The sequence below is a fragment of the Actinomadura sp. NPDC048955 genome (assembly GCF_040649435.1).
GTDB classification, from domain to species: Bacteria; Actinomycetota; Actinomycetes; order Streptosporangiales; family Streptosporangiaceae; genus Spirillospora; species Spirillospora luteofluorescens.
The window spans coordinates 73,929-99,336 of record NZ_JBEZJI010000001.1; the positions used below are offsets into that span (position 1 = coordinate 73,929).

Sequence of the window (25,408 nt, forward strand, 5' to 3'; positions counted from 1 at the left end):
CTCCGACTCGGCGGGGGCGGACGAAGATCTCCCCCTTTGTACCGCGTAATCGTGACGTGGGGCAGAGGAACCGAGATCTTCGCCGTCAGCGGCAGGTCCCGAGCGCCGCGGATTCGGCGATCCGCCGGGACGACTCGCCCACCATGATCTTGTAGCAGCCGGCGGCGACCTTCCACGCCTTCGCCTTCTCGTTCCAGTAGGCGAACGAGCGCGACGACAGCGGGAACGTCACCTTCGCGCTCCGGCCGGGCGCGAGGGCGACCTTGGCGTATCCCTTGAGCTGCCGGGGCGGTTGCGGGACCTCCGCGCCCGGCGACGGCATGCCGATGTACAGCTGCGGCACGGCGACCCCGGCGCGGCGACCGGTGTTGGTGACCGTCACCTGCACGGACTTGGAGGTCGCGACCAGCCCGCTGTAGGCGAAGGTGGTGTAGGACAGGCCGTGCCCGAACGCGAACCGGGGCGCGATGCCCTTCGCGTCGTAGTGCCGGTAGCCCACCATGACGCCCTCGGAGAACGTGGTGTTCTTGCCGAGGCCGGGATACTGCGCAGGGTTCCCGGACGCGGGCGCGTCGTTCTCGTTGACGGGGAACGTCACCGGAAGCCGTCCGCCGGGGTCCACGTCCCCGTACAGGACGCGCGCCAGGGCGTCCCCTGCCTCCTGCCCCGGGTACCAGGCCTCGACGATGCCCCTCACCTGTCCGGCCCAGGGCGTCAAAACAGGTCCGCCCGTGTTCAGCACGACGATCGTGTTGGGATTGGCCTTGGCGACCTCGGAGATCAGCCCGTCCTGGTCGCCCCTGAGCGGCTCACCGCAGCGCAGCGTCAGGCACGACTTGTCGAAGAACTCGCCCTGGCTGTCGGTCGCGAACACGATGGCGAGGTCGGCGGCGCGAGCCGTGTCCGCGGCGCCTCGGTGGTCGTCGCCGTCGTGATAGGTCACCCTGGTCCCGGAGCCCGCGCGGCGCGAGAGGCCGTCCTGCGCGCTCACGGTCGCGAACGGGACGACCTTCGCCGAGCCGAAACCGCTCGGGCTCTGCCGCGCGGCCCGTCCGATCAGCGCGATCGACCTCGGAGCCTGGAGCGGGAGGGCGCCGTCGTTCTTCAGCAGTGTGATCGCACCCTCCTCGATGACCCGGGCGGCGTTCCGGCTCGCCGTCCGGTCCGCGCCGCTGAGGTCGTTCGGGTAGGCCTGCCGGTCGAACACCCCGAACCTGAACATGGTCCGCAGGATGTTGCGCACGTGCCCGTCGATGGCGGCCTGCGTCACCTTCTTCTGCGCGACGGCCAGCTTCAGCAGGAGCCCGTTGTACTTCATGCCGAAGGGCAGTTCCATGTCCAGCCCGCCGTTGGCGGCTCCGGCGGCGTCCTGGGCGGCGGTGTGGTCGGACGGGACGAACCCCGTGAACCCCCACTCCGACCGCAGGATCCCGTTGAGGACGGCGCCGTCCTGGCAGGCCCACCGGCCGTTCAGCCTGCCGAACCCGCACATCACCGTCGCGGCGCCCGCGTCCTTCACCGCGGCCTCGAACGGCGGCAGGTAGATCTCGCGGAGCGTGCGCGGGTCGACGTTCATGCCGAGCGACAACCGGTCGGTCTCCTGCGCGTAGACGGCCATGTGCTTGACCGAGGTCATCACGCCCTGCGCCTGCGCGCCCTGGATCCACGGCACGCCGAGGGTCGCCGACAGGTACGGGTCCTCGCCGAAGCCCTCGAACGTCCGGCCGTTGCGCGGCGTGCGCAGGACGTCCACGGTCGGGCCGAAGACCAGGTCGTTGCCCCGGTGCCTGGCCTCCCACGCGACCGTCCCGCCGTACAGCCGGGCCGCCCGCGGGTCGAAGGCCGCCGCGAGCGCGATCGGCGCGGGCAGCGCCGTCGCCCTGCCCTGCCGGACGCCGGCCGGGCCGTCGGCCATGCGGACCGGGGGGACGCCGAGCCGGTCGATCCCGGCGGCGGTGTCGGCGTGCGCGTTCTCGGAGAACCCGCCGAGCGGCCCGCCCAGCGGATCGTCCGACGCCAGCATCGAGATCTTCTCGTCGCCCGTCATCCGCGCCAGCAGCAGCGCCGCCCGCCGGTCGGGGGTCAGCGCGGTGTCGCACCACGGCCGCCGGGCCGGGTCGCCGCAGCGCCCGGCCGCCGCCCGCGCCTCGCCGGGCGGGGACGCCGCGGTCAGTAACGGCGTCAGCACCAGGGCGGAGGCGACCGCGACCGCCGCGGGCAGTCCGCGTCCCGGCCTCATCCGCCCGTCCCCTCCTCGCGCGGGACCCGGTCCTCGTGCCCTCCGTCGTCCTCGTTCTGGACCCGCAGGGCGTTCAGCGCGAAGGCGACCATGTGGTAATGGCCGATGAGCATCACCAGCTCGATCAGCTCGTGCTCGCCGAAGCGCGTGGCCAGCTCCGTCCACGTCGCGTCGCTGACCGTGCCGCGCTCGTGCAGCTCGTCCGCGGCGGCCAGGACCATGCGGTCGTCGTCGCTCCAGCCGTGCCCCTCCCGGTCCTTCCGGAGCGCGGCGATCTCGTCCTCGGTGAGCCCCGCGCCGAGCGCGACCCGCCGGTGGTGGTCCCACTCGTAAGCGCAGGACCGGTGGTGCGCCGTGCGCAGGATCGCCAGCTCGCGGTCGCGGTCGCCCAGCGTCCCGTTCATCAGCAGCATCGAGCCGAAGCCGATCCACGACCGGAACAGCTTCGGGTGCCGGGCGAGCGTGGTGATGACGTTGAGGGGACCGATCGTGTCGGTCACGGCCCGGACCACGTCGTCCCACTCCTCCTCGGGGAGCGGGTCGAAGCGCGGGACGCGGTCTCCTGGGGTGTCGGCGCACATGGCGACATTTCTGCCACTGATCAGTGGGAAAGTTCTAGTGCCCCGGGAAATCTTGGCCGGATCGTGTCACGGGAGGCGCGTGCGGCCCGCGTGATCAGGTGCTGCGCGTGGTGGCCGCCACCGCGAGCTCCGCCAGCGCCTCCCGGGCGGCGGCGGTGATCGGGGCCGTCTCCAGGGCCTTCTCCGCCTCGCGCAGGTAGCGCTCGATCATGGCCTCGCACGCGGCGAGGCCCCCGGTCTCCTCGATGACGGCGCGCAGCTCGTCCACGCCCGGACGGTCCAGCGCCGGGTCGCCGAGGCGGCGCTCCAGCGCGGCGGCCTGGGCGGCGGAGGCACGTTCCAGGGTGAGCGCGACCAGGACGGTCCGCTTGCCCTCGCGCAGGTCGTCCCCGGCGGGCTTGCCGGTCTCGGCCGGGTCGCCGAACACGCCGAGCACGTCGTCGCGGAGCTGGAAGGCGATGCCGAGCGGCAGGCCGTAGCCGCTGAGCGCGGCCGCCACGTCGGGGCGGGCGCCGGCCAGCGCGGCACCGAGGTGCAGCGGGCGCTCGATCGTGTACTTGGCGCTCTTGTACTCCACCACGCGCAGCGCCGTGGCGACGTTCGCCTGGCGGCGCGTCCCCTCCAGCATGTCGAGGTACTGGCCGCACATGACCTCGGTGCGCATCAGGTCGTAGACCTCCCGGCCGCGCAGCCTGCTCGCGCCGTCCAGCCCGGAGGTCTCGAACATCTCGCCCGACCAGGCCAGGCACAGGTCGCCGAGCAGGATGGCGGCGCCGCCGCCGAAGGACTCGGCGTCGCCCGGCCACCCCTGCGCCCGGTGCAGCGCCTCGAACCGCCGGTGGACGGACGGCTGGCCGCGCCGGGTGTCGCTGGAGTCCATCACGTCGTCGTGGACCAGCGCGCTCGCCTGGAGCAGCTCCAGGGACGCGGCGGCGGCCACGATCCCGGGCCCGTCCTCGCCGCCCGCCGCGCGCCACCCCCAGTAGCAGAAGGCGGGGCGCAGCCGCTTCCCGCCGCCGAGCAGGGCGTCCAGGGCCGACAGCAGCGGTGCGAGGTCCTCGCTGATGGCGCGCAGCGCGGGGCGCCGGCGGTCGACGAAGGCCAGCAGCGCCTCGTCGACCTCCTTGCGGATCCGGGTGGTCGACATGCCGAGATCGTATCCACCTGGGTGCTTTCCACCCTCCATTGCAAGCGGGAGATGTCGCTAGATCTTCGGAAATACGGACATAACGCATGTCGGGTGTGGTGAGCATCACGCGGATCGGCGGCCCCGGGCGGACCCCCCGTTCTCCCGTCCGCGCCGGTCCGCCCGGGCGCGCTTCTGTAGGCTTGACGAATGCGACGCGTACGCCCCGACAGGCCCCCCACCGTCCGAGAACTGCTCGCCTCAGGCGAGCGCTCGTTCTCGTTCGAGTTCTTCCCGCCCAAGACCGACAAGGGCGCGCGGAACCTGTGGCGTACGATCCGCGAACTCGAGTCCCTGCACCCGACGTTCGTGTCGGTCACCTACGGCGCGGGCGGAGGCACCCGCGACACGACCGTCGACATCGTCGAGCGCATCGCGACCGACACCACCCTCACCCCGGTCGCGCACTTCACCGCGGTGAACCACTCCCAGGCGGAGCTGCGCAACCTGATCGGCCGGTTCGCCGCCGCCGGCGTCCGCAACGTCCTGGCGCTGCGCGGCGACCCGCCCGGCGACCCGATGGGGGAGTGGGTCAAGCACCCGGACGGCGTCGAGTACGCCGCCGAGCTGGTCCGGATGATCCGCTCCTACGGCGACTTCTGCGTCGGCGTGGCCGCGTTCCCCTACAAGCACCCGCGCTCGCGCGACATCGAGAGCGACACCCGCCACTTCGTGGACAAGTGCCGGGCCGGCGCCGACTACGCGATCACCCAGATGTTCTTCCGCGCCGAGGACTACTTCCGGCTGCGCGACCGCGTCGAGGCCGCCGGCTGCGACGTGCCGATCCTGCCCGGCATCATGCCGGTCACCAGGCTCAGCACGATCGAGCGGTCCGAGCAGCTGTCGGGCGCGCCGTTCCCGCCCGAGGTCAGGGCCCGCTTCGAGGCCGTCGCGGACGACCCGGAGGCCGTCCGCCGGCTCGGCATCGAGCACGCCGCCGAACTGTGCGGCCAGCTGCTCGAACAAGACGCGCCGGGCATCCACTTCATCACGTTCAACCAGTCGACGGCGACGCGCGAGGTCTACGCGCTGCTGGACGGCGCCGGGTACGGGGCCAGGGGCAGCCGCCCGCCCATCACCGCGTAGCGGGGCCCTCCGCCCGGGAACTCGAAGTCGGTCAGCAGGTCGACCAGGCCGACCGAGCGGTAGAGGTGACGCGCCGGGGTGTCCGGCCTCCTGTCGAGCGTCGACAGCACGACCGTCCGCTCCGGCCGCCCGCCGCACAGCGCGCCGAGCAGCGCCCGGCCGAGGCCCTTGCCCTGCGACTGCGGATGGACGTGCAGTTCGGCGACCTCGAAGGCGTCCTCCAGCCACGCGTCGGCGTGGTCGGGCCCCTCCCGGTCGGACAGCGCCTGGTGGACGACGTCGTGCCACCACTGGCCGCGCGCCCCGTGGAACCCGTAGGCGAACCCCTGGACGGGCCCCGGCATGACCGGCAGCGCCGCACGCCGCTCGACCACGAACGCGCGGAACCCCGGATACGAGGCATGCCGCTCCATGATGGTGTGCCGGCCCGGGAGCTGCTCGTTCGGCGGCTCCATCGCGGCCGCGTACACGTCCAGCATGGGGCTCAGCCTGCGTAGGAAGGCGCGTTCGTCGATCTCGCGCAGCTTCGGGTCCCTCACCCGACAGAGACTAGACCCGCGTGATGGTCCGCTGGGTCGCGGAAAGCCGATCGTAGAGGTCCCAGAGGATGCGGTCGGCGGCCTTGCGCAGCGTTCCGCGGTTGGTGTCGAGCTGCCCGCCCCATTCGCGCGCCTCCGGGCCGAGCCACGCGTCCGTCCCGCCGAGCGTCTTGACGGGCCCGTCCAGTGCCTGGCGGAGCCGGTCGATGCTGCCGTAGGCGTCGGCGTACGCCTGGTAGAGCTGCTGGTACTCCGGATTGGGCTGCTCGGCGGGCGACAGCCGGGCCGCCGCGGCGCCCGTGATCGGCGGGGGCAGGCTGCCCGGAGGCGGTGGAGCGGCCATGGCGACCTCTCAGGCGGTGGCGGTGGACGGGTGCAGGTCGAGCCTGGCGATGGCCTCGCGCGTGCGGCCGCTCATGTCGGCGCCCAGGAGCACCTGGACCGCGACGGGACGGACACCGGCGCGGTCGGCCTCGGCCAGGAAGGCGCGCAGCCACTTCACGTCCATCGTCAGATGGTGGCTGGACGTTCCGAGCGACTGCTGCACGGCCGCCAGCCTCGCCTTGTCCCCCTGGGCGGCCCTCAGCAGGTCGGCGGCGGCCGCGGGGCCGAGCCGCTCGTAGAACTTCTCGGTGTAGTCGGGGTCGCCCGCGTTGGCCCGCAGACGCCTCCACACCGAGTCCGGGACGGGCCGGCCGTGCTGGACCGACGCCGCCACGGCCAGCGCGTCGGCCTTGGCGGCCCGGGACGCGGCGGGCCGGTCGGGGAAGTTGCCGATGTCACCGGCGCCGTGCGGGGTCGGCTGCGGCGCCGCCTTCGCGGGCGGGGTCCGGTGCGGCGGCGCCTTCACCGGGCGCGGCGCGCCCGCCGGGCCGCCGCCGGCCGGGCGCGGCGCCGGAGCCGGGGTGGGCGCCGGCGGCATGTCGATGCCGCCTCCGGGTGAGGGATGGGTGACCGCGAAGTTGTACCGGCGGGTCAGCATCCCGAGCTGCTCGGCGGCCCACCGCGCCACCTCGTCGGCCTGCCGGTACCCGGCGGCGGAGACGCCGGCCGGCGGGCGATGGCCGTTCAGCCATCCCTGGATCGCGTTCTGCGCGTCCTGGAGCTGCCTGATGACCTGGTTGAGCGCGGGCGGGTCGATCCCCCGGAACTCCGGGTCGCGCGCCGCCGGACCCGTCCGCATCTGCGTCGCCATCACCCCTCCGGTGCTCACCCCTCGGCGTTTCCCGACTCCCCAGAATCACACCGGTGTCACTGGCTGTCGAGGGCCTTGCGCACCGATTCGGGATCGCGCGCCACGACGGCGGTCTCGTCCGCCACGACGATCGGACGCTGGATCAGCACCGGGTTCGCCACCATGACCTCGATCCAGCGGGCCCGGTCGCGTTCGAGGTCCTTGAGCCCGAGCTCCTTGGCGACGGGCTCGTTCAGCCGCGCCACGTCCCAGGGCTCGGCGCCGATCCGGGCGAGGACCTCGTCCAGCTCCTGCGCCGTGGGCGGCTCGTCCAGGTAGCGGCGCTCGGTGTACCGCACGCCCGCCTCGTCCAGTGCGGCCTTGGCGCTGCGGCTCTTCGAGCAGCGCGGGTTGTGCCAGAGCTCCATCACTCCACCTCCGCGGGGGTTCCCCCGGTGATCCTCAGCAGTTCGCCGTACGACGTGGGGAAGACGGTGTGCGGGTGCCCGCCCGCCGCCCACACCTCGTCGTACCTGTCCAGCCAGACGTCCACCAGCGTGCGGATCGGCTCCGGGTGGCCGACCGGCGCGACGCCCCCGATCGGCTGGCCGGTCGCCTCCCGGACGAACTCCGGAGACGCCCGCCGCACCTTCGCCGCGCCCACCAGCGCCGCCACCTTCACCGTGTCGACGCGGTGCGCGCCGCTGGTCATCACCAGCAGCGGCGACCCGTCGGCGTCGAACACCAGGCTGTTGGCGATCGCGCCGACCTCGCAGCCCAGCTGCTCGGCGGCGGCCTGCGCCGTCCTCGCGGAGTCGGGCAGCTCGACGATCGCTCCCGTCGCGCCCATGTCGAGCAGAGCCTTCGCGACGATTTCGGCATTCGGATGCATGGGTAGAACTTTAAGGTCAGCGCATGCGAGGGAGAGCGAGCGACGTGCGGAAGAGCGCGGTTCTGCTGATCGCGGCCGTCGTCCTGACGGGCTGCAACGACATCGACTCGGCGGCACCCGCCCCGTCCAAGGGGTCGCCGAAGGGGACGCCGTCCAAGGCGCCGGCGACGCCCACGCCGAGCCCCACCCACCGCAAGCTGAAACCGGGCGCCAAAGGGCCTGACGTCAAGGCGCTCCAGCGCCGGCTCAAGGAACTGCACTACGACCCGGGGAAGGCGGACGGGAAGTACGGGCCGTCCACGCAGACGGCTGTGTGGGCGTTCCAGGCGGTGAACCGCCTCAAGCAGAAGAGCACCCTTTCCGCGTCGTTCTGGAAGGCCCTGGACGCTCCCAAGGAGCCTCGGCCGGTGGCCAAGAAGCGCGAGAAGAACCGCGTCGACGTGGATCTGAAGCGCCAGTACCTCGTCCTCTACAGGAGCGGCAGCCCGCGGCTCATCACGCACGTGTCGTCGGGCTCGGGGGAGTACTACTGCGCCAAGGACCGGGGCGCCACCGTCGCGCGCTGCCGCTACGCCACGACCAGCACGGGCGACTTCCGGACGGGACGCCGCGCCTCCGGCTGGGAGACCTCGCCGCTCGGGCAGCTCTACAACCCGATCTACTTCAACGGCGGCATCGCCTTCCACGGCGCCCTGGACGTGCCCATGAACCCCGCCTCGCACGGCTGCGTCCGCATGCCGATGCACATCGCCGAGTACTTCCCGGACCTCGTCGCCACGGGCGTCCCCGTGCATGTCAGGCGGCCTCGCTAGCCTGTGTTTTCTCAGTCCCGGCCCACTTCGCTCGCCTGGCGGCTGTGTATCAACAGTCCCGGCCCACGTAGCTCGCCTGGCGGCTCGCTACGTGACCTGGCCTGGGCGAACGCGGCATCGCTTCGCGATCCGCCCGGCTCCGCTCGCCTCCGGCCTCGCTCCACCGGGCAGGTCACGCGTTCGCGCGCAACCGAGGCCATTTGGAACAGAACGCCAGACTCCCGCAGGGGCCGCGTCCGGGCCGCTGTCAAGCCCGCTGACCTGCGGGATACGCCACGTGTTCGAACACGTTGACGAATCGCCGTCAGGGCGGTTTACTGTGAAGTGCGTCGAACTTATGTTCGATGTGGTGCGGGACTCGCGGCCCGCGCCAGGGCGACGTCCCCGCCGATCGCGGTGTTTCGGCGGGACGGACGGCCGGGCGGAGAGAGGGGAAGCTCTCCGCCCGGCCGGCCCGAGCCCCGGAAGGAGGCAGACATGTCCGGAACGATGACCGCACGCGGAGTCCACTCCGCAGCCCAGTCCGTCCCGTCCCCGAGTCCTCGCCCACGCCACCGCCCGATGCCCGCGCCGCGCCCGGCGCACACGGCCGTCGGGCAGTTGCACGCCGCCCGCATGGGCCTCGCCGAGGCGGCCGAGGCCACCTCGCCCGCCGTCCGCTACGTGTGCGCCCACCTGGCGGCGCTGCGCGCGGCCGCCGCCGTCCTGGCGTCCAAGGAGCCTCTGGAGACCCACCGCCGCGGCCGTCCGCGCAGCGTCTGGGTGCTGCTGCCCGAGGCCGAGCCCGCGCTGCGCGAGTGGGCCGCCTTCTTCGCCGCCGGCGCCGACAAGCGCGCCGCCGCCGAGGCGGGCCTGCCGCGCGCCGTCACCCCGCGCGAGGCGGAGGAGCTCCTGCACGACGCCGAGGTCTTCGTCACCCTCGTCGAGGACACCCTCGGCGTCGACGGGCAGCCCACGCTCCCCGTCCCCGAAGCCGGCTGAGCCGCCCCCGGAGGCCGTCCCCCTCCCCGGGGCGGCCCCCCGCCGGAGGCCGGGGGCGCCGTCCCGTCACGGGAAGCGGCGTCCCCCCTCCGGCGGCCGGACCGATCGCGCCGGCGGGGCCGCGACCCCCCGAGCCGGCCCCTCCGGCGCGGTCCCGCCCCGGGCCCGGCCCGGGGGAGGGCGCTTGGTAGACATGGCCGGATGACCGACCTACTGCCCCTGGACGGCATGCGCGTCATCGAGCTGTCCAGCTTCGTCGCGACGCCGCTGGGCGGGATGACCCTGGCCCAGCTCGGCGCGGACGTCATCCGCGTCGACCAGATCGGCGGCGGGCCCGACATCGACCGGTGGCCGCTCGCGCCGTCCGGGCGGAGCCTGTACTGGGCCGGGCTGAACAAGGGCAAGCGATCGGTCGCCGTCGACCTGCGCTCGCCCGAGGGCCGTGAGCTGGTCGCCGGGCTCGTCGCGGACGGCGGAGTCGTCCTGACGAACGCGCCCCCGCGGCCGGGGCTGTCCTACGAGGAGCTGAAGGCCGCGCGGCCCGACCTGATCCACGTCCGGCTCCAGGGGACGCGGGGAGGCGGCAACGCCGTCGACTACACCGTGAACGCAGCCATGGGCTTCCCGGCGATCACGGGGCCCGCGGGTCTGGAGGAACCCGTCAACCACGCGCTGCCCGCGTGGGACGTGGCGTGCGGCCTCTACATGGCCGTCGGGCTGCTGGCGGCGGAACGGCACCGGTCGCGCACGGGCGAGGGCATGCGGATCCAGGTCGCGCTCCAGGACGTCGCCCTGGCCACCGCGGGGAACCTCGGGTATCTCGCGGAGGCTCAGCTCGGGGAGCCCAGAGCGCGCCTCGGCAACCACCTCTTCGGCGACTTCGGCCGCGACTTCGCCACGGCCGACGGGCGGGTGATGGTCGCGATCCTCACCGCCCGGCACTGGCACGACCTGGTGGAGGCGACCGGCCTCGGCGAGGTGGTCGAGGCCCTCGAACGCGCCCTGGGCGCCGACTTCCGCCGCGCCGGCGACCGCTACGGCCACCGGGAGGCGCTCGGCGGCGTGCTCGCGTCCTGGTTCGCCTCCCGCACCTGCGAGCAGGTCGCCGGCGGGCTGGAGGGGACGTCCGTCCTGTGGTCCCGCTACCGCGACTTCGCGGAGGTGGCCGCCGGGCTGCGGGACGAGCCGCTCATGGCGCCGCTCGACCAGCCGGGCGTGGGCCCGCACCTGGCCCCGGGCTCGCCCGTGCGGCTCGGTGAGGCGTCCCCGCCCCCGGTCCCGGCCCCCGCCCTGGGCGAGCACACGGACGAGGTCCTCCGGGACGTCCTGGCCCTGCCGCCCGAGCGCGTCGAGGCCCTGCGGGGCAAGGGGACGATCATGGGTTTGTGATCCGCGCGGGCGTGGAAGTCCTTCTGGCAGGCATTCCGAATCGTGGGCTTCGTCCGGCCTGCCCCTGACGGTCCGGCCATCGAACCCTGCCGCGTCCGAACGACGAAGGGATCCGCCGCATGGCCCTCGACGCCGCCCCGAAGAAGTCCGCACCCGCCCGCATCCCGCATCCGCTGGACAGCGACGCCGACGGCGTCAACAGGCCGGGGCTGCACAAGAACGCGCGCTACCACGAGCTCCGCGAGACCGGCACCGGAGTCGCCGAGGTGCGGCGCCACGACGGCGGCACGGCCAAGCTCGTCACCCGCTACCACGACGTCGAGCAGGTGCTGCGCAACCAGGAGGTGTTCTCCAGGGAGGCCGCCCTGGACGCCGACGCCGTCGACCTCGAAGGCACGATGCTGGGGCTCGACCTGGAGGACCACGCGGCCGTCCGCGGCGCCGTCAAGGACTGGTTCTCGCCGCAGGCCACCGAGCGGCTGCGGCGCACGGCGCGGGAGCGGGCCGCCGCGCAGCTGACCGCGATGCTCGCGGGCGAGGAGCCCGCCGACCTCGTCACCGCCTTCGCGCTGCCGTTCTCGCTCGACCTGATCTGCGACATGATGGGGTTGCCGCAGGAGGACCGGCTGCGCTTCCACGCGTGGGGCGACGCGTTCCTCGGCACCAGCGCCCAGACCCGCGTCGACGCGGCCGAGGCGCAGATGGCGATGGTCGGCTACCTGAGCGGCCTGGTGGAGGAGCGGCGGCGCGACCCGTCCGAGGACCTGCTGTCCCGGGTCGCCGTGGGCGCCGCGGACCTGCCGTTCGACCGCCAGGTCAAGCTGCCGCTGACGCTGGTGCTCGGAGGCTGGGAGACGGTGGCGAGCAGCATCGGCACGCAGATCCACGTCCTGCTCACCCACCCCTACGAGGACCACGAGACCGCCTACGGCTACCTCAGCGCCCATCCCGAGGCCGTCCCCGGCGCCGTCACCGAGCTGGAGCGCCTGTTCTCCACGACCGCGGCGGACGACCTGCCGCGCCGGGTCACCCGCGAGGTGACGCTGCCGAGCGGTGAGCGGCTGCGGCCCGGGGACCTGGTCATCCCGTCCCACGACGCCGCGAACTGCGACCCTCGCGTGTTCACCGACCCGCACCGCATGGACTTCGGCCGCACGCCGAACCGGCACCTGTCCTTCGGCTACGGGCCGCACCACTGCATCGGGCGCCATCTCGGGCACATGGAGGTGGAGACGGCGGTCGCGCTGCTCACCCGCGAGCTGCCGTCCCTGCGGCTGGCGGTGCCGTCGGACGAGATCACCCGCAAGCCGGGCCACGTCATCAACGGCCCCTCCGCCCTCCCCGTCGCCTGGAGCGCGCCCGCGGACTGACGCCGTCAGGCGCGCGCGGATGGAGGACGTCCCCGGCGGCGGCGCCGGTAGGCGACGGCGAGGGCGGCGAGGAGCGGCGCCCAGGCCACGAGAGGGAGGTAGAGGAACCCGACCGCGGTGTGGCCGGCCGGGGTCATGTCGTCCGCGGGCATGCTCCACCAGGCCGCCAGGGGCGTCCACAGCACGGCGAGGACGGCGACGCCCGCCCACGCGGGGATCAGGGCCGCCAGGGGCGGAACGGTCCGGCCGCCGGCGAACGGGACCCAGCGCGGGACGACCTCGCCCCACGGCCGCACGAGGCCGAGCGCCAGCAGGGCGGCGCCCTCGCTGAGGACGGCGAGCAGGACCAGGTAGGCGGGTCCCCAGAAGCCGGGCGGGCAGACGGTCCGGTAGCCCTCCTCGGTGTATCCGAGAGGGAGGCCGAGGGCGAGGCCGAGCCGCCAGACGCCGGAGGGCAGCGCGAGCAGGGTGATCGCGTGGGCGGCCAGGTGCGCCCAGCGCGGGGCGTGCCGCATCGCCGGAGGCGCGGATGTCATCGCCGGAGGCGCGGATGTGATCGCCGGAGGCGCGGACGTGACCGCCGGGGGCTCGGGAGCGGCGGGGCGGGAGGGCGCGGTCATGCGGATGATCATGTCCGGCGGGGGCGCGGCCGCCCTCCCTCCCGGGGCCGAACCGGATCCCCCGCGGGGGGGAGCGGGGCGGTTCATCCCGGTATGAGATTGTTAGGGGGGCGAACTTCAGGAGGACGCGGTGGCGGGGCGGGGCGGGCGCGGACTGGTCCCGCTGCTGGCCTTCCTCGGGGTGATGGCGTACTCGCTGTCGATGGCCGTGGTGACGCCCGCGCTGCCGCAGATCCAGCACGGCCTGCGCACGTCCCCGGCGGGCGCGGCGTGGGCGCTCACGGCCATGACGCTGTCCGCGGCCGTCGCCACGCCGGTGGTCGGACGGCTCGGCGACCTGTACGGGGCGCGCCGCGTGCTGCTCGCCGTGCTCGCCGTCGCCACCGTCGGGACGGTCGTCGCGGCGCTGGCCCCGACGGTGCCGGTCATGCTCGCCGGGCGCGTCCTCGGCGGCGTCGGCGGCGGCGTCTTCCCGCTGGCGTACACGATCATCCGGGACGTCCTGCCGCCCGCCAGGCGGGCCGCGGCCGTCGGCCTCATGTCGTCCATGCTGGGCCTCGGCGGCGCCGTGTCGTGGTGCCTGGCCGGTCCGATCATCGACCTCCTCGGCTGGCGCTGGCTGCTGTGGGTGCCGGTCATCGGCCTGGTGCCCGGCGTCGCCCTCGCCTGGTGGATCGTTCCGGGCGGACGCCGCGGCGGGGACTCCCGCGCGGCGGCGCGGGTCGACTGGTGGGGCGCCGCCCTCTTCGCCGCCTGGCTGGTGGCCGCGCTCACCGCCCTCACCGAGGGGATGGACTGGGGCTGGACGTCCCCCGGCGTCCTCGGGCTCCTCGCGTTCGCGCTCGCGGCGGCCGGCGCCTGGCTGTGGGTGGAGGGCCGCGTCCGCGAGCCCCTGATCGACCTGCGCCTCATGCGGGTGCGCGGGGTGTGGACGGCGAACGCCGCCTCGCTCCTGTCCGGCTACGCGCTGATGGCGGGCGGGCTGCTGTTCCCCCTGCTCGTCCAGCTTCCGGAGGGAACCGGGTACGGCTTCGGCGGGACGGCCACGCAGGCGGCGCTGCTCCAGCTCCCCGCCAGCGTCGGCATGACCGTCGCGGGCATGACGGCGGGCCTGCTCGACCGGCGCGTCGGCTCCCGCGTCGTGCTGCTCGGCGGCGCGGTGACGACCGGCCTCGGCTACGCGTTCGTGGCGGTCGAGCACGGCGCCATGTGGCACCTCTACGTCGGCGGGCTGGCCCGGGGCATCGGCCTCGGCTTCGCCTACGCCGCCGTGGCGACCCTGGTCGTCGCCGCCGTCCCGCCGGAGGAGACCGGCGTGGCCACCGGCATCAACACGCTGCTGCGCACGGTCGGCGCGTCCCTCGGGACGCAGGTCAGCGCGGTCATCGTCGTCGCGGTCCCCGGCGAGGGCGGGTTCTCCGCGGGGTTCGCGGTGAGCGCCGCCGTGATGGCGGCGGTGCTCCCACTGGCCCTGCTCGTCCCGCGCCCGGGGCGGCGGCGGGCACGCGGAACGGGGCCCGGCGCGGTGCCGGACCCCGTCGCGGTCGTGCGGTGAATCAGGTCGTGCGGTGAATCAGGTCGTGCGGTGAATCAGAACGACTCGACGGCGCGGCGCGCCTCCGGGTCGAGGACGCCCCAGCCGATCAGCTCTTCGGTGAGCTCGGTCGGAGACTTGTCATAGATGACCGCGAGTGAACGCAGGTCCTCCTGACGGATGGACAGGACCTTTCCGTTGTAGTCGCCCCGCTGGCTCTGGATCGTCGCGGCGTAGCGGGCGAGAGGACCGGCCTTGTCTTTCGGAAGCTGCTGCAACCGCTCTAGATCGATCACGAGCTTGGGTGTAGGCCCGAGCGGGCTCGGCGCGGCTCCGCCGGGCAGCAACTCGGAAACCGGCACGCCGTAGAAATCGGCGAGCTCGGCCAGCTTCTGAACGGTGACGGCGCGGTCGCCCCGCTCGTACGAACCCACGACGACGGCCTTCCAGCGGCCGCGGGACTTCTCCTCCACGCCGTGCAGGGACAGGCCCTGCTGGGTGCGGATGGCGCGCAGGCGCGCGCCGAGAGCCTTAGCGTATTCAGACGGCATGATGCGGCCCCCCAGGCTCACTTTCGTCGTCGTCGAACCCCGGCTGTCACCGGGGGGAGACAGATTCGCGAAGCCAGGGGGCCTCAGGACTCTGTCTCCAGGGATGGTTACGGACAGTGACGGTAAAACGGGTACGGCCCCAGGTCAAGCTGATTGGAAAAAAGCGGTCGAATCCGCAGGACTCGATCCGGGCCGTCCGGATCGCGTCCGGCCCGTGCGGGCGGGGGTGCGGGGGCCCGGCGCGGCGACCGCGCCGCCCTCCGGATGGCCTCCGAATGTGACCCCTCTCACCTGCGAAGACGTGGACCGGCCCGGGGTGCTGGGCAGGCGGGCCCGGCTGCTAACGTGTGGGGGACACGACGTCCTTTAAGGCCCGTCCCGTGAGGCGGGGAAGGAGGTTTCGGCGGTGAATGCTGCCTCCAGGCAGGAACATCGCGTGGCGGACGGTGACCCCCGGCCCAAGGCCGTTCTGGAGGGTCCCGACATCCGACGCGCGCTGACCCGTATCGCACACGAGATCCTCGAGCGGACCAAGGGCGGCCACGACGTCCTGCTGCTCGGCATCCAGACCCGCGGCGTGACGCTGGCCGAGAGGCTCGCCGGGGCGCTGCGCGAGGTCGAGGGCCGCCCGGTGCCCTGGGGCTCGCTCGACGTGACCATGTACCGGGACGACCTGCGGATGCGGCCCGCCCGCGCCCTCGGCCGCACGGAGCTGCCCGCCGACGGGATCGACGACAGGGTCGTCGTGCTCGTCGACGACGTGCTGTTCTCCGGACGGACGGTGCGCGCCGCGCTGGACTCGCTGAACGACCTCGGCCGGCCCCGCGCCGTCCAGCTGGCGGTGCTGGTGGACCGCGGGCACCGGCAGCTGCCGATCCGCGCCGACTACGTGGGCAAGAACCTGCCCACCTCGATGCGCGAGACCGTGAAGGTCCTGCTGGACGAGAACGACGGGCGCGACGCGGTGCTGCTCGGCCCGACGGGGGGTGCCGAATGAACCGCCATCTGATCTCCGCCGGCGACCTGAGCCGCGACGACGCGCTGCTCGTCCTCGACACGGCCGAGGAGCTCGCGCAGATCGCGGGCCGCTCCATCAAGAAGCTCCCGACGCTGCGCGGCCGGACGGTCGTCAACCTGTTCTTCGAGGACTCCACCCGCACCCGCATCTCGTTCGAGGCCGCGGCCAAGCGGCTGTCGGCCGATGTGATCAACTTCTCGGCCAAGGGCTCCAGCGTGTCCAAGGGCGAGAGCCTGAAGGACACGGCGCTCACGCTGGAGGCGATGGGCGCCGACGGCGTCGTCATCCGGCACAACGCCTCGGGCGCGCCGCACCGGCTGGCCGGCTGGGTGCGGGGCAGCGTGGTCAACGCCGGCGACGGGACCCACGAGCACCCCACGCAGGCGCTCCTGGACGCGTTCACGATGCGCAAGCGCCTGGGCGACCTGGAGGGCCGCAAGGTCACGATCGTCGGGGACGTGCTGCACAGCCGTGTGGCACGATCCAACGTCCTGCTGCTGGACACGCTCGGCGCCGACGTGACCGTGGTCGCGCCGCCGACGCTGCTGCCGGTCGCGATCGGCACCTGGCCATGCTCGGTGTCCTACGACCTGGACGCCGTCCTCCCCAAGAGCGACGTGATCATGATGCTGCGGGTCCAGCAGGAGCGCATGAACGCCGCCTACTTCCCGACGGTGCGCGAGTACAGCCGCCGCTACGGGCTGGACGCCGAGCGCATGGCCGAGCTCCCCGACCACGCCATCGTCATGCACCCCGGGCCGATGAACCGCGGCGTCGAGATCGCCGCCGAGGTCGCCGACTCGGTCCGCTCCACGATCGTCGAGCAGGTCGCCAACGGCGTCAGCGCGCGCATGGCCGTCCTCTACCTGCTGCTCGGAGGCTCCGAGCCCGCCATCGGCCAGGAGGTCCCCCAGTGAGCACCTACATCATCAAGGGCGCCCGGATCCTCGGCGGCGCGGCCGCCGACGTCCTGGTCCGCGACGGCGCCATCGCCGCGGTCGGGACCGGCCTGGACGAGGCCGGCGCCGAGGTCGTCGACGCCGCCGGGCTGGTCGCCCTGCCGGGTCTCGTGGACCTGCACACCCACCTGCGCGAGCCGGGCCGCGAGGACGCCGAGACCGTCGAGTCCGGCACGCGGGCCGCCGCGATGGGCGGGTACACGGCCGTCCACGCGATGGCCAACACCGACCCCGTCGCCGACACGGCCGGCGTGGTCGAGCAGGTGTGGCGCCTCGGGCGCGAGGCCGGGTACTGCGACGTCCAGCCGGTCGGGGCCGTCACGCGCGGCATCGCCGGCGAGCAGCTCGCCGAGCTGGGCGCGATGGCCGACTCCGCCGCCGGGGTGCGGGTGTTCTCCGACGACGGGCACTGCGTGTCGGACGCGGTCATCATGCGCCGGGCCCTGGAGTACGTGAAGGCGTTCGACGGCGTCGTCGCCCAGCACGCCCAGGAGCCGCGCCTCACCGAGGGCGCCCAGATGAACGAGGGCGAGATGTCCGCGGCGCTCGGCCTGCGCGGCTGGCCCGCGGTCGCCGAGGAGGCGATCATCGCCCGGGACGTCCTGCTCGCCCAGCACGTCGGGTCGCGGCTGCACGTGTGCCACGTCTCCACGGCCGGGTCGGTGGAGATCATCCGGTGGGCGAAGAGCAAGGGCTGCCCGGTGACCGCCGAGGTCACCCCCCACCACCTGCTGCTGAACGACGCCAAGGCCGGCTCCTACGACCCGATCTTCAAGGTCAACCCGCCGCTGCGCACCGCCGACGACGTCACCGCGCTGCGGCACGCCCTCGCCGACGGGACGATCGACTGCGTCGCCACCGACCACGCCCCGCACCCGGTCGAGGCCAAGGAGACCGAGTGGGCCGTGGCCGCCATGGGCATGATCGGCCTGGAGACGGCGCTGCCGGTCGTCCAGGAGTCCATGGTCGAGACCGGGCTGCTCGACTGGGCCGGGGTCGCCGACCGCATGTCGTTCCGCCCCGCGCGCATCGGCCGCCTTTCCGGACAGGGTCGTCCGCTCGAGGCAGGTTCGCCCGCCAACATCACGCTGTACGACCCGTCGCCGCGCCGCGCCGTGGACCCGTCCGCGATGACCTCCAAGAGCCGCAACACCCCGTTCGCGGGGCTGGAGCTGCCCGGCCGGGTCGTGGCGACGTTCCTGCGCGGCAAGCCGACCGTCCTCGAAGGGAAGCTCCAATGAACCCTGCTCTGCTCGTTCTGGAAGACGGCAGGGTGTTCCACGGGGCCGGGTACGGGGCCGAGGGGGAGACCTTCGGCGAGATGGTCTTCAACACCGGCATGACCGGCTACCAGGAGACCCTGACCGACCCCTCCTACGCGCGCCAGATCGTGGCGATGACGTCCCCGCACATCGGCAACACCGGCGTCAACGCCGAGGACCCCGAGTCGCGCCGCATCCAGGTGGCCGGCTACGTGGTGCGCGAGCCCGCCCGCGTCGCGTCCAACTGGCGCGCCACGGGCTCGCTCGGCTCCGCGCTGCGCGAGCAGGGGGTGGTGGGCATCGCCCTGCCCGGCACGCGGGCCCTGACGCGGCACCTGCGCGACCGGGGCGCGATGCGCGCCGGCATCTTCAGCGGCGACGCCGCCGGGCCCGGCGCGGACGCCCTCGTCGAGCGCGTCCGGCAGAGTCCCTCGATGGAGGGCGCCGACCTGGCCCGGGACGTCTCCACCAGGGAGCCCTACATCGTCCCGGCGCGGGGCGAGAAGCGCTACACGGTCGCGGCCGTCGACCTCGGCATCAAGTCGATGACGCCGTACCGGATGTCCGAGCGGGGCTGCGAGGTGCACGTCCTGCCGGCGACCAGCACGGCCGCGGACATCCTCGCCCTCGCCCCCGACGGCGTGTTCTTCTCCAACGGCCCCGGCGACCCGGCCGCCGCGGACTACGCCGTGGACGCGCTGAAGGGCGTCCTGGACACCGGGACGCCGTTCTTCGGCATCTGCTTCGGCAACCAGATCTTCGGCCGCGCGCTCGGCCTCGGCACCTACAAGCTGAGGTTCGGCCACCGGGGCATCAACCAGCCCGTCCAGGACCGGGCGACCGGCAAGGTCGACGTGTCGGCGCACAACCACGGGTTCGCCGTGGACGCCCCGGCCGACGGGCCGTTCGACACCCCCTACGGGCCCGGCGAGGTCAGCCACGTCAACCTGAACGACGGGTGCGTCGAGGGGCTCAGGCTGCTGGAGCGCCCGGCGTTCAGCGTCCAGTACCACCCGGAGGCCGCGGCCGGCCCCCACGACGCCTCCGGGCTCTTCGACCGTTTCTGCGACCTGATGGAGGCGTCGAAGTAATGCCGCGCCGCGAAGACCTGAACTCCGTCCTGGTCATCGGCTCCGGGCCGATCGTCATCGGCCAGGCGTGCGAGTTCGACTACTCCGGCACCCAGGCGTGCCGGGTGCTCAAGGCCGAGGGCCTGCGGGTCACGCTGGTGAACAGCAACCCGGCCACGATCATGACCGACCCCGAGTTCGCCGACGCCACCTACGTCGAGCCGATCACCCCCGAGGTCGTCGAGAAGATCATCGCCAAGGAGCGGCCGGACGCGCTGCTGCCCACCCTCGGCGGCCAGACGGCCCTCAACACCGCCATCGCGCTCTACGAGGGCGGCGTCCTGGCCAGGTACGGGGTCGAGCTGATCGGCGCCGACGTCGACGCGATCCAGGCCGGGGAGAACCGGGAGCGGTTCAAGGAGGTCGTCGCCAAGGTCGCCCGCGAGCAGGGCCTGAACGCCGAGTCCGCCCGGTCGGTCATCTGCCACTCGATGCAGGACTGCCTGGCGGCGGCCGGCGAGCTCGGCTACCCGCTCGTCGTCCGGCCGTCCTTCACGATGGGCGGGCGCGGCTCCGGCTTCGCCCACGACGAGGACGACCTCCGCCGCATCGCCGGGGCCGGGCTGGACGCGTCCCCGACCGGCGAGGTGCTCCTGGAGGAGTCGATCCTCGGCTGGAAGGAGTACGAGCTGGAGGTCATGCGCGACCGCCGCGACAACGTGGTGATCGTGTGCTCGATCGAGAACCTCGACCCGATGGGCGTGCACACCGGCGACTCGATCACGGTCGCGCCCGCGCTGACGCTGACCGACCGCGAGTACCAGAACATGCGGGACGTCGCGATCGCGGTGATCCGCGAGGTCGGCGTCGACACCGGCGGCTGCAACATCCAGTTCGCCGTGCACCCCGGCACCGGCCGGATGATCGTCATCGAGATGAACCCGCGGGTGTCGCGGTCCTCGGCCCTGGCCTCCAAGGCCACCGGCTTCCCCATCGCCAAGATCGCCGCGAAGCTGGCCATCGGGTACACCCTGGACGAGATCCCGAACGACATCACCCGGGAGACGCCCGCCTCGTTCGAGCCGACGCTCGACTACGTCGTGGTGAAGGTGCCCCGGTTCGCGTTCGAGAAGTTCCCCGGCGCCGACGGCACGCTCACCACGCACATGAAGTCCGTGGGCGAGGCCATGGCCATCGGGCGGTGCTTCACCGAGGCCCTGCAGAAGGCACTGCGGTCCCTCGAGCAGAAGGGCACCTCGTTCAGCTGGGCGGGCGAGGTCGACGCCGCCGAGCTCGTCGAGTCGGCCCGGCGCCCCCACGACGGGCGGCTCAGGGACGTCCAGCGCGCGCTCTGGGCCGGAGCCGGCATCGAGGAGCTGTACGAGGCGACGGGCATCGACCCCTGGTTCCTGGACCAGATCGCCGCCATCAACGAGGTCGCGGAGGAGATCCGCACCGCCGACGACGCGCTCACCAAGGACAAGCTGCTGCGCGCCAAGCGGCACGGGTTCTCCGACGCGCAGATCGGCGAGCTCCGCAACCTCTCCGAAGAGGTAGTGCGCGAGCTGCGGCACGCCCTCGGCATCCGCCCGGTCTACCTGACCGTGGACACCTGCGCCGCCGAGTTCGCCGCCCAGACCCCCTACCTCTACTCCGCCTACGACGAGGAGACCGAGGTACCGCCGGGCGCGAAGCCGAAGGTCCTCATCCTGGGCAGCGGCCCCAACCGCATCGGGCAGGGCGTCGAGTTCGACTACTCCTGCGTCCACGCGTCGTTCACGCTGGCCGAGGCGGGCTACGAGACCGTGATGGTCAACTGCAACCCCGAGACGGTCTCCACCGACTACGACACCTCCGACCGGCTCTACTTCGAGCCGCTCACGCTGGAGGACGTCCTGGAGGTCGTCTACGCGGAGCAGCAGTCCGGCGAGGTCGCGGGCGTCATCGTCCAGCTCGGCGGCCAGACGCCCCTCGGGCTCGCGCAGAAGCTGAAGGACGCCGGCGTGCCGATCGTGGGCACCTCACCGGAGAGCATCCACCTCGCCGAGGAGCGCGGGGCGTTCGGCCGCGTCCTGCACAGGGCGGGGCTGCTCGCGCCCAAGCACGGCACGGCCACGTCCTACGAGGAGGCCCGGGAGATCGCCGCCGAGATCGGCTACCCGGTGCTCGTCCGCCCGTCCTACGTGCTGGGCGGGCGCGGCATGGAGATCGTGTACGACGACGCCACGCTGGAGTCGTACATGGCCCGCGCCACCGAGGCGAGCCCCGAGCACCCCGTCCTGGTCGACCGCTTCCTGGACGAGGCCATCGAGATCGACGTGGACGCCCTGTTCGACGGCGAGGAGCTGTACCTCGGCGGCGTGATGGAGCACATCGAGGAGGCGGGCATCCACTCCGGCGACTCGGCGTGCGCCCTGCCGCCGATCACGCTGGGGCACGACGACATCCGCCGCATCCGCGAGTCGACGGAGGCGCTCGCGCGCGGCGTCGGCGTGCGCGGGCTGATGAACGTCCAGTACGCGCTGTCCGCGGGCGTCCTGTACGTGCTGGAGGCGAACCCGCGGGCCTCCCGCACGGTGCCGTTCGTCTCCAAGGCGACCGCCGTTCCGCTCGCCAAGGCGGCGGCCCGGGTGATGATGGGCACGACCATCGCCGAGCTGCGCGCCGAGGGCATGCTGCCCGAGGCCGGCGACGGCGGGACCCTGCCGCTGGACGCGCCGATCGCGGTGAAGGAGGCCGTCCTGCCGTTCGACCGGTTCCGCAACGAGCACGGGCAGGGCGTCGACATCGTCCTCGGCCCCGAGATGCGCTCCACAGGCGAGGTCATGGGCATCGACGAGGTGTTCGGCACCGCGTTCGCCAAGTCGCAGCAGGCGGCCTACGGGTCGCTGCCGACCAAGGGGCGCGCGTTCGTGTCCGTGGCGAACCGCGACAAACGGCACATGGTGTTCCCCGTGAAGCGCCTGGCTGACCTGGGCTTTGAGATTCTTGCCACGGAGGGGACCGCGGAGGTCCTGCGCCGCAACGGCGTGCGTGCCAAGATCGTGCGCAAGCACAGCGAGGGTCCGGGCCCGTCCGGCGAGCCCACGATCGTGCGGCGCGTCCTCGACGGCGAGGTCGACCTCATCGTCAACACTCCCTTCGGCAGCCCCGGCCAGTCCGGGCCGCGGCTCGACGGCTACGAGATCCGTACCGCGGCCGTGCTGCGGGGCGTACCGTGCGTGACGACCGTCCAGGGGCTCGCGGCGGCCGTGCAGGGCATCGAGGCCGTCGCCGGCGGCCAGGTCGGCGTCCGCTCCCTCCAGGAGCACGCCGAGCGGCTCAGCGGCGCGCACGGCCGCGCCGGCGCCTCCGGCACGACGGCCGCGGACGGCGGGGACGGCGCTGTGTCGCCCGGCTGACAGGACCGGGCGGTCCGGGCGGGCGCGACGCCGGCCGGACCGCCCGGCGCACGCGATGAGGAGAGGGAGACGGGTGTCCGACACGCCGGTGCAGACCTCGGCGACGGTTCTGACGGTCCGCCAGGTGCAGGACTACCGCGCGATGACGCTGGTGGCCCCGGCCATCGCCGAACGGTTCAGGCCCGGCCAGTTCGTGGCGCTGGCCGTGGGCGGCGAGCACACGTCCCGCCTGGTGCGCCGGTGCATCGGGGTGCACGAGGTCAAGTCCGACTACGGCGGCACCGTCGAACTGGTGTTCGCCGACACCGAGCCCGGCACCGCCTGGCTCGCCGGCCGCCGCTCCCGCGACCAGATCGACCTCGTCGGGCCGCTCGGCCGCCCGTTCCGGCTGCCCCGTGATCCCGTCACCTGCCTCCTCGTCGGCGGCGGGCCCGGCGGCGCGGCCGTGTTCGCGCTGGCCGACACGCTGCTGCGGCGCGGCTGCCGGGTGCACTTCGTGCTCGCCGGCGCCTCCGCCCGGCAGGTGTTCGGGTCCCGCATGGCGCAGCGCATCGGCGACAGCTCGGCCGTGGTCACCGAGGACGGGTCGATGGGGGAGAAGGGCACCGTCCGCGACGTGCTGCCCCGCGTCATCGAGGAGACGGGCGCGGACGTCGTCTACGGCTGCGGCCCGACGGCCCTGCTCCGCTCGCTCACCCAGATCGCCGGCGACTTCGGCCTGCCCTCGCAGGTGTCGGTCGAGGAGTTCCTCCAGCAGACCGGCGCGTGCGGCATCGGCGTGTGCATGACGTGCATGCTCCCCGTCCACGGCGAGGACGGCGTGACCCGCATGGTCCGCGCCTGCGCGGACGGCCCCGTCCTGCGCGGCGACCGCGTCCGCTGGGGCGACCTCGGAACCATCCCGTTCGACGCGCTCGGCGCGCCGCGCGTCCTGAGCGTCTCTGAAGGGGGCCTGCAGTGAGCGAGCGGGTCACGACCACCCTCGGGCCGCTGGAGCTGCCCAACCCCGTCCTGACGGCCTCCGGGTGCGGCGGGACGGGACGGGAGCTCGCCCAGTTCTTCGATCTCACCCGCCTCGGCGCGTTCGTCACCACGTCGGTGATGGCGCAAGCGCGCGCGGGACGGCCCACACCGCGCGTGACCGAGACCCCCAGCGGCCTCCTGACCGCCATGGGCCTGCCCGGCCCCGGCGTGGAGACCTTCCTGGAACGCGACCTGCCCTGGCTCATCGAGCAGGAGGTCCGCACGATCGTGTCCGTCGCGGGAAGCAGCGTCGAGGAGTACGGCGACCTCGCGCGCCGCCTCCGCAACGTCCCGGGCGTCGCCGCGATCGAGGTCAACGTCGCCTGCCCCAACGTCGAGGACCGCGGCCGCATGTTCGGCTGGCACCCGGCCGCCGCCGCGTCCGTCGTGCGGGCCGTGTGCGCGCACGCCCGGCCCGGCCTCCCGGTCTTCGCCAAGCTCGCCCCCGACGTGACCGACATCGTCACCATCGCGCTCGCGTGCGTCGACGCGGGCGCCGACGGCCTCACCCTGATCAACACCATGGACGCCATGGCGATCGACCCGCAGACGCTGCGTCCGGCCCTCACGGGCGTGTCCGGCGGCCTGTCCGGGCCCGCCGTGCGGCCCGTCGCGGTCCGCTGCGTCTACCAGGTGCACGCCGCGCTGCCCACCACCCCCATCATCGGCGTCGGCGGCATCTCCACCGGACTGGACGCCCTGGAGTTCATCCTCGCCGGGGCCTCCGCCGTCGCCGTCGGCACCGCCCTGTTCCACGACCCCGCGGCCGGGCCGCGCGTGCTGCGCGAGCTGGAGGAGGCGCTGGCGGCCCGCCGCATCGGCCGCCTCGCCGACGCGGTCGGCCTCGCGCACAAGCCCGCCGGGTACGTCCCGCCCCAGGTGCGCCCGCAAGAACCGGAGAAGGAGAAGCTGTGACCGACGCCCCCATCGCCGTCGCGCTGGACGCGCCCGACCTGGAGACCGCCGCGCGCTGGGCCACCCTGGTCACGCCGCACGTCTCCACCGTCAAGGTGGGCCTGGAGCTGTACCTGCGGTACGGGCCCGACGTCGTCGCCAGCGTGCGGGGCGCCAGCCGCGTCCAAGTGTTCCTCGACCTCAAGCTGCACGACATCCCCGCCACCGTCCGCGGCGCCGCCCGCGCCGTGGCGCGCCTCAAGCCGGCCTACCTGACCGTGCACGCCGCCGGGGGGCCCGCGATGATCCGGGAGGCGGTGCAGGCCGTCCCCGCCACCAAGATCGCCGCGGTGACGGTGCTGACGTCCCTCGGGGACGCCGATCTCACCGCCCTCGGCCTCGCGGGGCCCGCCCCGGACGCCGTCCGCCGGCTGGCCGTCCTCGCCGTCGAGGCGGGCGCTCAGGCCCTCGTGTGCTCCCCGCAGGAGGCCGCCGCCGTCCGCGCCGAGGTCGGCCCGGACATCACGCTCATCACGCCCGGCATCCGTCCCGCCGGCTCGGGCAACCAGGACCAGGCCCGCGTCGCCACCCCCGAGGCCGCGCTGGCCGCCGGCGCCGACCTGCTGGTCATCGGCCGTCCCATCACCGGGGCCCCCGATCCCGGCGCCGCCGCGGCCGCCATCGCCGCCGCGCTGCGCCGCACGTCCGCCGGCACGGGCTGAGCGCGGGCCGGGCGCGAGTCCCGGGCGGGCACGGCCGCCGTGCGCGGACGGGCCCGGCACGCCATTGGTGCACGGCGCACAGAACCGCTTTGTGGGTGAGTTTTG

The 25,408-nt window shown here is 73.6% G+C and carries 24 protein-coding genes; 14 read left to right on the forward strand and 10 right to left on the reverse strand.

From position 1 onward, the window contains the following. Positions 1-85 precede the first annotated feature (85 nt). The 3 genes from AB0C84_RS00370 to AB0C84_RS00380 form a co-directional block, all read right to left on the reverse strand. A complete protein-coding gene (locus tag AB0C84_RS00370; RefSeq protein WP_361059573.1) occupies positions 86-2,239 on the reverse strand; it encodes a glycoside hydrolase family 3 C-terminal domain-containing protein in 2,154 nt (717 codons plus the stop codon). Next, positions 2,236-2,820: a carboxymuconolactone decarboxylase family protein gene (locus tag AB0C84_RS00375; protein WP_361059576.1), complete on the reverse strand. Its 585-nt coding sequence runs from the start codon at positions 2,818-2,820 to the stop codon at positions 2,236-2,238. The genes AB0C84_RS00370 and AB0C84_RS00375 overlap by 4 nt, the downstream gene beginning before the upstream one ends. Positions 2,821-2,914: 94 nt before the next feature. Continuing rightward, positions 2,915-3,967 (reverse strand): polyprenyl synthetase family protein, encoded by a 1,053-nt coding sequence (locus AB0C84_RS00380; RefSeq protein WP_179842878.1) that lies wholly within the window; start codon positions 3,965-3,967, stop codon positions 2,915-2,917. 189 nt (positions 3,968-4,156) lie between these two features. Here AB0C84_RS00380 and metF point away from each other — a divergent pair, with 189 nt between their 5' ends. Next, the gene (gene metF / locus AB0C84_RS00385; RefSeq protein WP_361059581.1) at positions 4,157-5,092 is read left to right on the forward strand and encodes a methylenetetrahydrofolate reductase [NAD(P)H]; all 936 of its coding nucleotides are present in this window, start codon (positions 4,157-4,159) and stop codon (positions 5,090-5,092) included. On the opposite strand, the gene AB0C84_RS00390 is transcribed toward metF, so the two are convergent. From AB0C84_RS00390 to AB0C84_RS00410, 5 genes are read right to left on the reverse strand one after another with little or no spacing between them, the layout of a single operon-like run. Continuing rightward, positions 5,029-5,631, reverse strand: a complete 603-nt coding sequence (locus AB0C84_RS00390) for a GNAT family N-acetyltransferase (protein WP_258938903.1) — start codon at positions 5,629-5,631, stop codon at positions 5,029-5,031. The genes metF and AB0C84_RS00390 overlap by 64 nt on opposite strands. 10 nt (positions 5,632-5,641) lie before the next feature. Further along, entirely contained in the window at positions 5,642-5,974 is a 333-nt protein-coding gene (locus AB0C84_RS00395; RefSeq protein WP_258938904.1) for a hypothetical protein, read from the reverse strand. Positions 5,975-5,983: 9 nt separating this feature from the next. Beyond that, entirely contained in the window at positions 5,984-6,826 is an 843-nt protein-coding gene (locus AB0C84_RS00400) for a hypothetical protein (RefSeq protein ID WP_361059585.1), read from the reverse strand. A gap of 56 nt (positions 6,827-6,882) precedes the next feature. Beyond that, positions 6,883-7,233, reverse strand: coding sequence for an arsenate reductase family protein (locus tag AB0C84_RS00405; protein ID WP_338742244.1), 351 nt, complete (start codon positions 7,231-7,233; stop codon positions 6,883-6,885). Continuing rightward, positions 7,233-7,697, reverse strand: a complete 465-nt coding sequence (locus AB0C84_RS00410; protein WP_361059589.1) for a YbaK/EbsC family protein — start codon at positions 7,695-7,697, stop codon at positions 7,233-7,235. Before AB0C84_RS00410 ends, AB0C84_RS00405 begins: the two co-directional genes overlap by 1 nt. Before the next feature lie 23 nt (positions 7,698-7,720). Here AB0C84_RS00410 and AB0C84_RS00415 point away from each other — a divergent pair, with 23 nt between their 5' ends. From AB0C84_RS00415 to AB0C84_RS00430, 4 genes are all read left to right on the forward strand, one after another. Beyond that, a complete protein-coding gene (locus tag AB0C84_RS00415) occupies positions 7,721-8,509 on the forward strand; it encodes a L,D-transpeptidase family protein (protein WP_361059592.1) in 789 nt (262 codons plus the stop codon). Between the two features lie 477 nt (positions 8,510-8,986). Next, positions 8,987-9,490 (forward strand): SAV_6107 family HEPN domain-containing protein, encoded by a 504-nt coding sequence (locus AB0C84_RS00420; RefSeq protein ID WP_179842870.1) that lies wholly within the window; start codon positions 8,987-8,989, stop codon positions 9,488-9,490. Positions 9,491-9,691: 201 nt separating this feature from the next. Continuing rightward, positions 9,692-10,879 carry a CoA transferase gene (locus AB0C84_RS00425; protein ID WP_361059596.1) on the forward strand — a complete coding sequence of 396 codons (1,188 nt, stop codon included), beginning with the start codon at positions 9,692-9,694 and terminating at the stop codon, positions 10,877-10,879. A 119-nt stretch (positions 10,880-10,998) separates the two neighbouring features. After that, positions 10,999-12,249, forward strand: a complete 1,251-nt coding sequence (locus AB0C84_RS00430) for a cytochrome P450 (RefSeq protein WP_361059600.1) — start codon at positions 10,999-11,001, stop codon at positions 12,247-12,249. 5 nt (positions 12,250-12,254) lie between these two features. On the opposite strand, the gene AB0C84_RS00435 is transcribed toward AB0C84_RS00430, so the two are convergent. Beyond that, the gene (locus tag AB0C84_RS00435; protein WP_361059603.1) at positions 12,255-12,869 is read right to left on the reverse strand and encodes a hypothetical protein; all 615 of its coding nucleotides are present in this window, start codon (positions 12,867-12,869) and stop codon (positions 12,255-12,257) included. 130 nt (positions 12,870-12,999) lie between these two features. Between AB0C84_RS00435 and AB0C84_RS00440 the strand changes: the two genes are divergently transcribed. Then, positions 13,000-14,424, forward strand: coding sequence for an MFS transporter (locus tag AB0C84_RS00440; RefSeq protein ID WP_361059606.1), 1,425 nt, complete (start codon positions 13,000-13,002; stop codon positions 14,422-14,424). A gap of 35 nt (positions 14,425-14,459) precedes the next feature. On the opposite strand, the gene AB0C84_RS00445 is transcribed toward AB0C84_RS00440, so the two are convergent. Beyond that, on the reverse strand, positions 14,460-14,954 hold the full coding sequence (locus AB0C84_RS00445) for a transcriptional regulator (protein WP_021597992.1): 495 nt from the start codon (positions 14,952-14,954) through the stop codon (positions 14,460-14,462). A gap of 436 nt (positions 14,955-15,390) precedes the next feature. Between AB0C84_RS00445 and pyrR the strand changes: the two genes are divergently transcribed. The 8 genes from pyrR (at position 15,391) to pyrF (ending at position 25,303) form a co-directional block, all read left to right on the forward strand. Further along, positions 15,391-15,951 (forward strand): bifunctional pyr operon transcriptional regulator/uracil phosphoribosyltransferase PyrR, encoded by a 561-nt coding sequence (pyrR, locus tag AB0C84_RS00450; RefSeq protein ID WP_258938912.1) that lies wholly within the window; start codon positions 15,391-15,393, stop codon positions 15,949-15,951. After that, positions 15,948-16,889, forward strand: a complete 942-nt coding sequence (locus AB0C84_RS00455; protein ID WP_179842866.1) for an aspartate carbamoyltransferase catalytic subunit — start codon at positions 15,948-15,950, stop codon at positions 16,887-16,889. Before pyrR ends, AB0C84_RS00455 begins: the two co-directional genes overlap by 4 nt. Continuing rightward, on the forward strand, positions 16,886-18,172 hold the full coding sequence (locus AB0C84_RS00460; RefSeq protein ID WP_338742257.1) for a dihydroorotase: 1,287 nt from the start codon (positions 16,886-16,888) through the stop codon (positions 18,170-18,172). Before AB0C84_RS00455 ends, AB0C84_RS00460 begins: the two co-directional genes overlap by 4 nt. Continuing rightward, the gene (gene carA, locus AB0C84_RS00465) at positions 18,169-19,284 is read left to right on the forward strand and encodes a glutamine-hydrolyzing carbamoyl-phosphate synthase small subunit (RefSeq protein ID WP_361059612.1); all 1,116 of its coding nucleotides are present in this window, start codon (positions 18,169-18,171) and stop codon (positions 19,282-19,284) included. The genes AB0C84_RS00460 and carA overlap by 4 nt, the downstream gene beginning before the upstream one ends. Beyond that, complete coding sequence (gene carB, locus AB0C84_RS00470; protein WP_361059615.1) at positions 19,284-22,664, forward strand: carbamoyl-phosphate synthase large subunit; 3,381 nt, start codon at positions 19,284-19,286, stop codon at positions 22,662-22,664. Before carA ends, carB begins: the two co-directional genes overlap by 1 nt. A gap of 73 nt (positions 22,665-22,737) precedes the next feature. Continuing rightward, entirely contained in the window at positions 22,738-23,625 is an 888-nt protein-coding gene (locus AB0C84_RS00475; RefSeq protein WP_179842863.1) for a dihydroorotate dehydrogenase electron transfer subunit, read from the forward strand. Further along, a complete protein-coding gene (locus AB0C84_RS00480) occupies positions 23,622-24,602 on the forward strand; it encodes a dihydroorotate dehydrogenase (RefSeq protein WP_361059620.1) in 981 nt (326 codons plus the stop codon). The genes AB0C84_RS00475 and AB0C84_RS00480 overlap by 4 nt, the downstream gene beginning before the upstream one ends. Then, positions 24,599-25,303 (forward strand): orotidine-5'-phosphate decarboxylase, encoded by a 705-nt coding sequence (pyrF, locus tag AB0C84_RS00485; protein ID WP_179842861.1) that lies wholly within the window; start codon positions 24,599-24,601, stop codon positions 25,301-25,303. The genes AB0C84_RS00480 and pyrF overlap by 4 nt, the downstream gene beginning before the upstream one ends. Positions 25,304-25,408 lie beyond the last annotated feature (105 nt).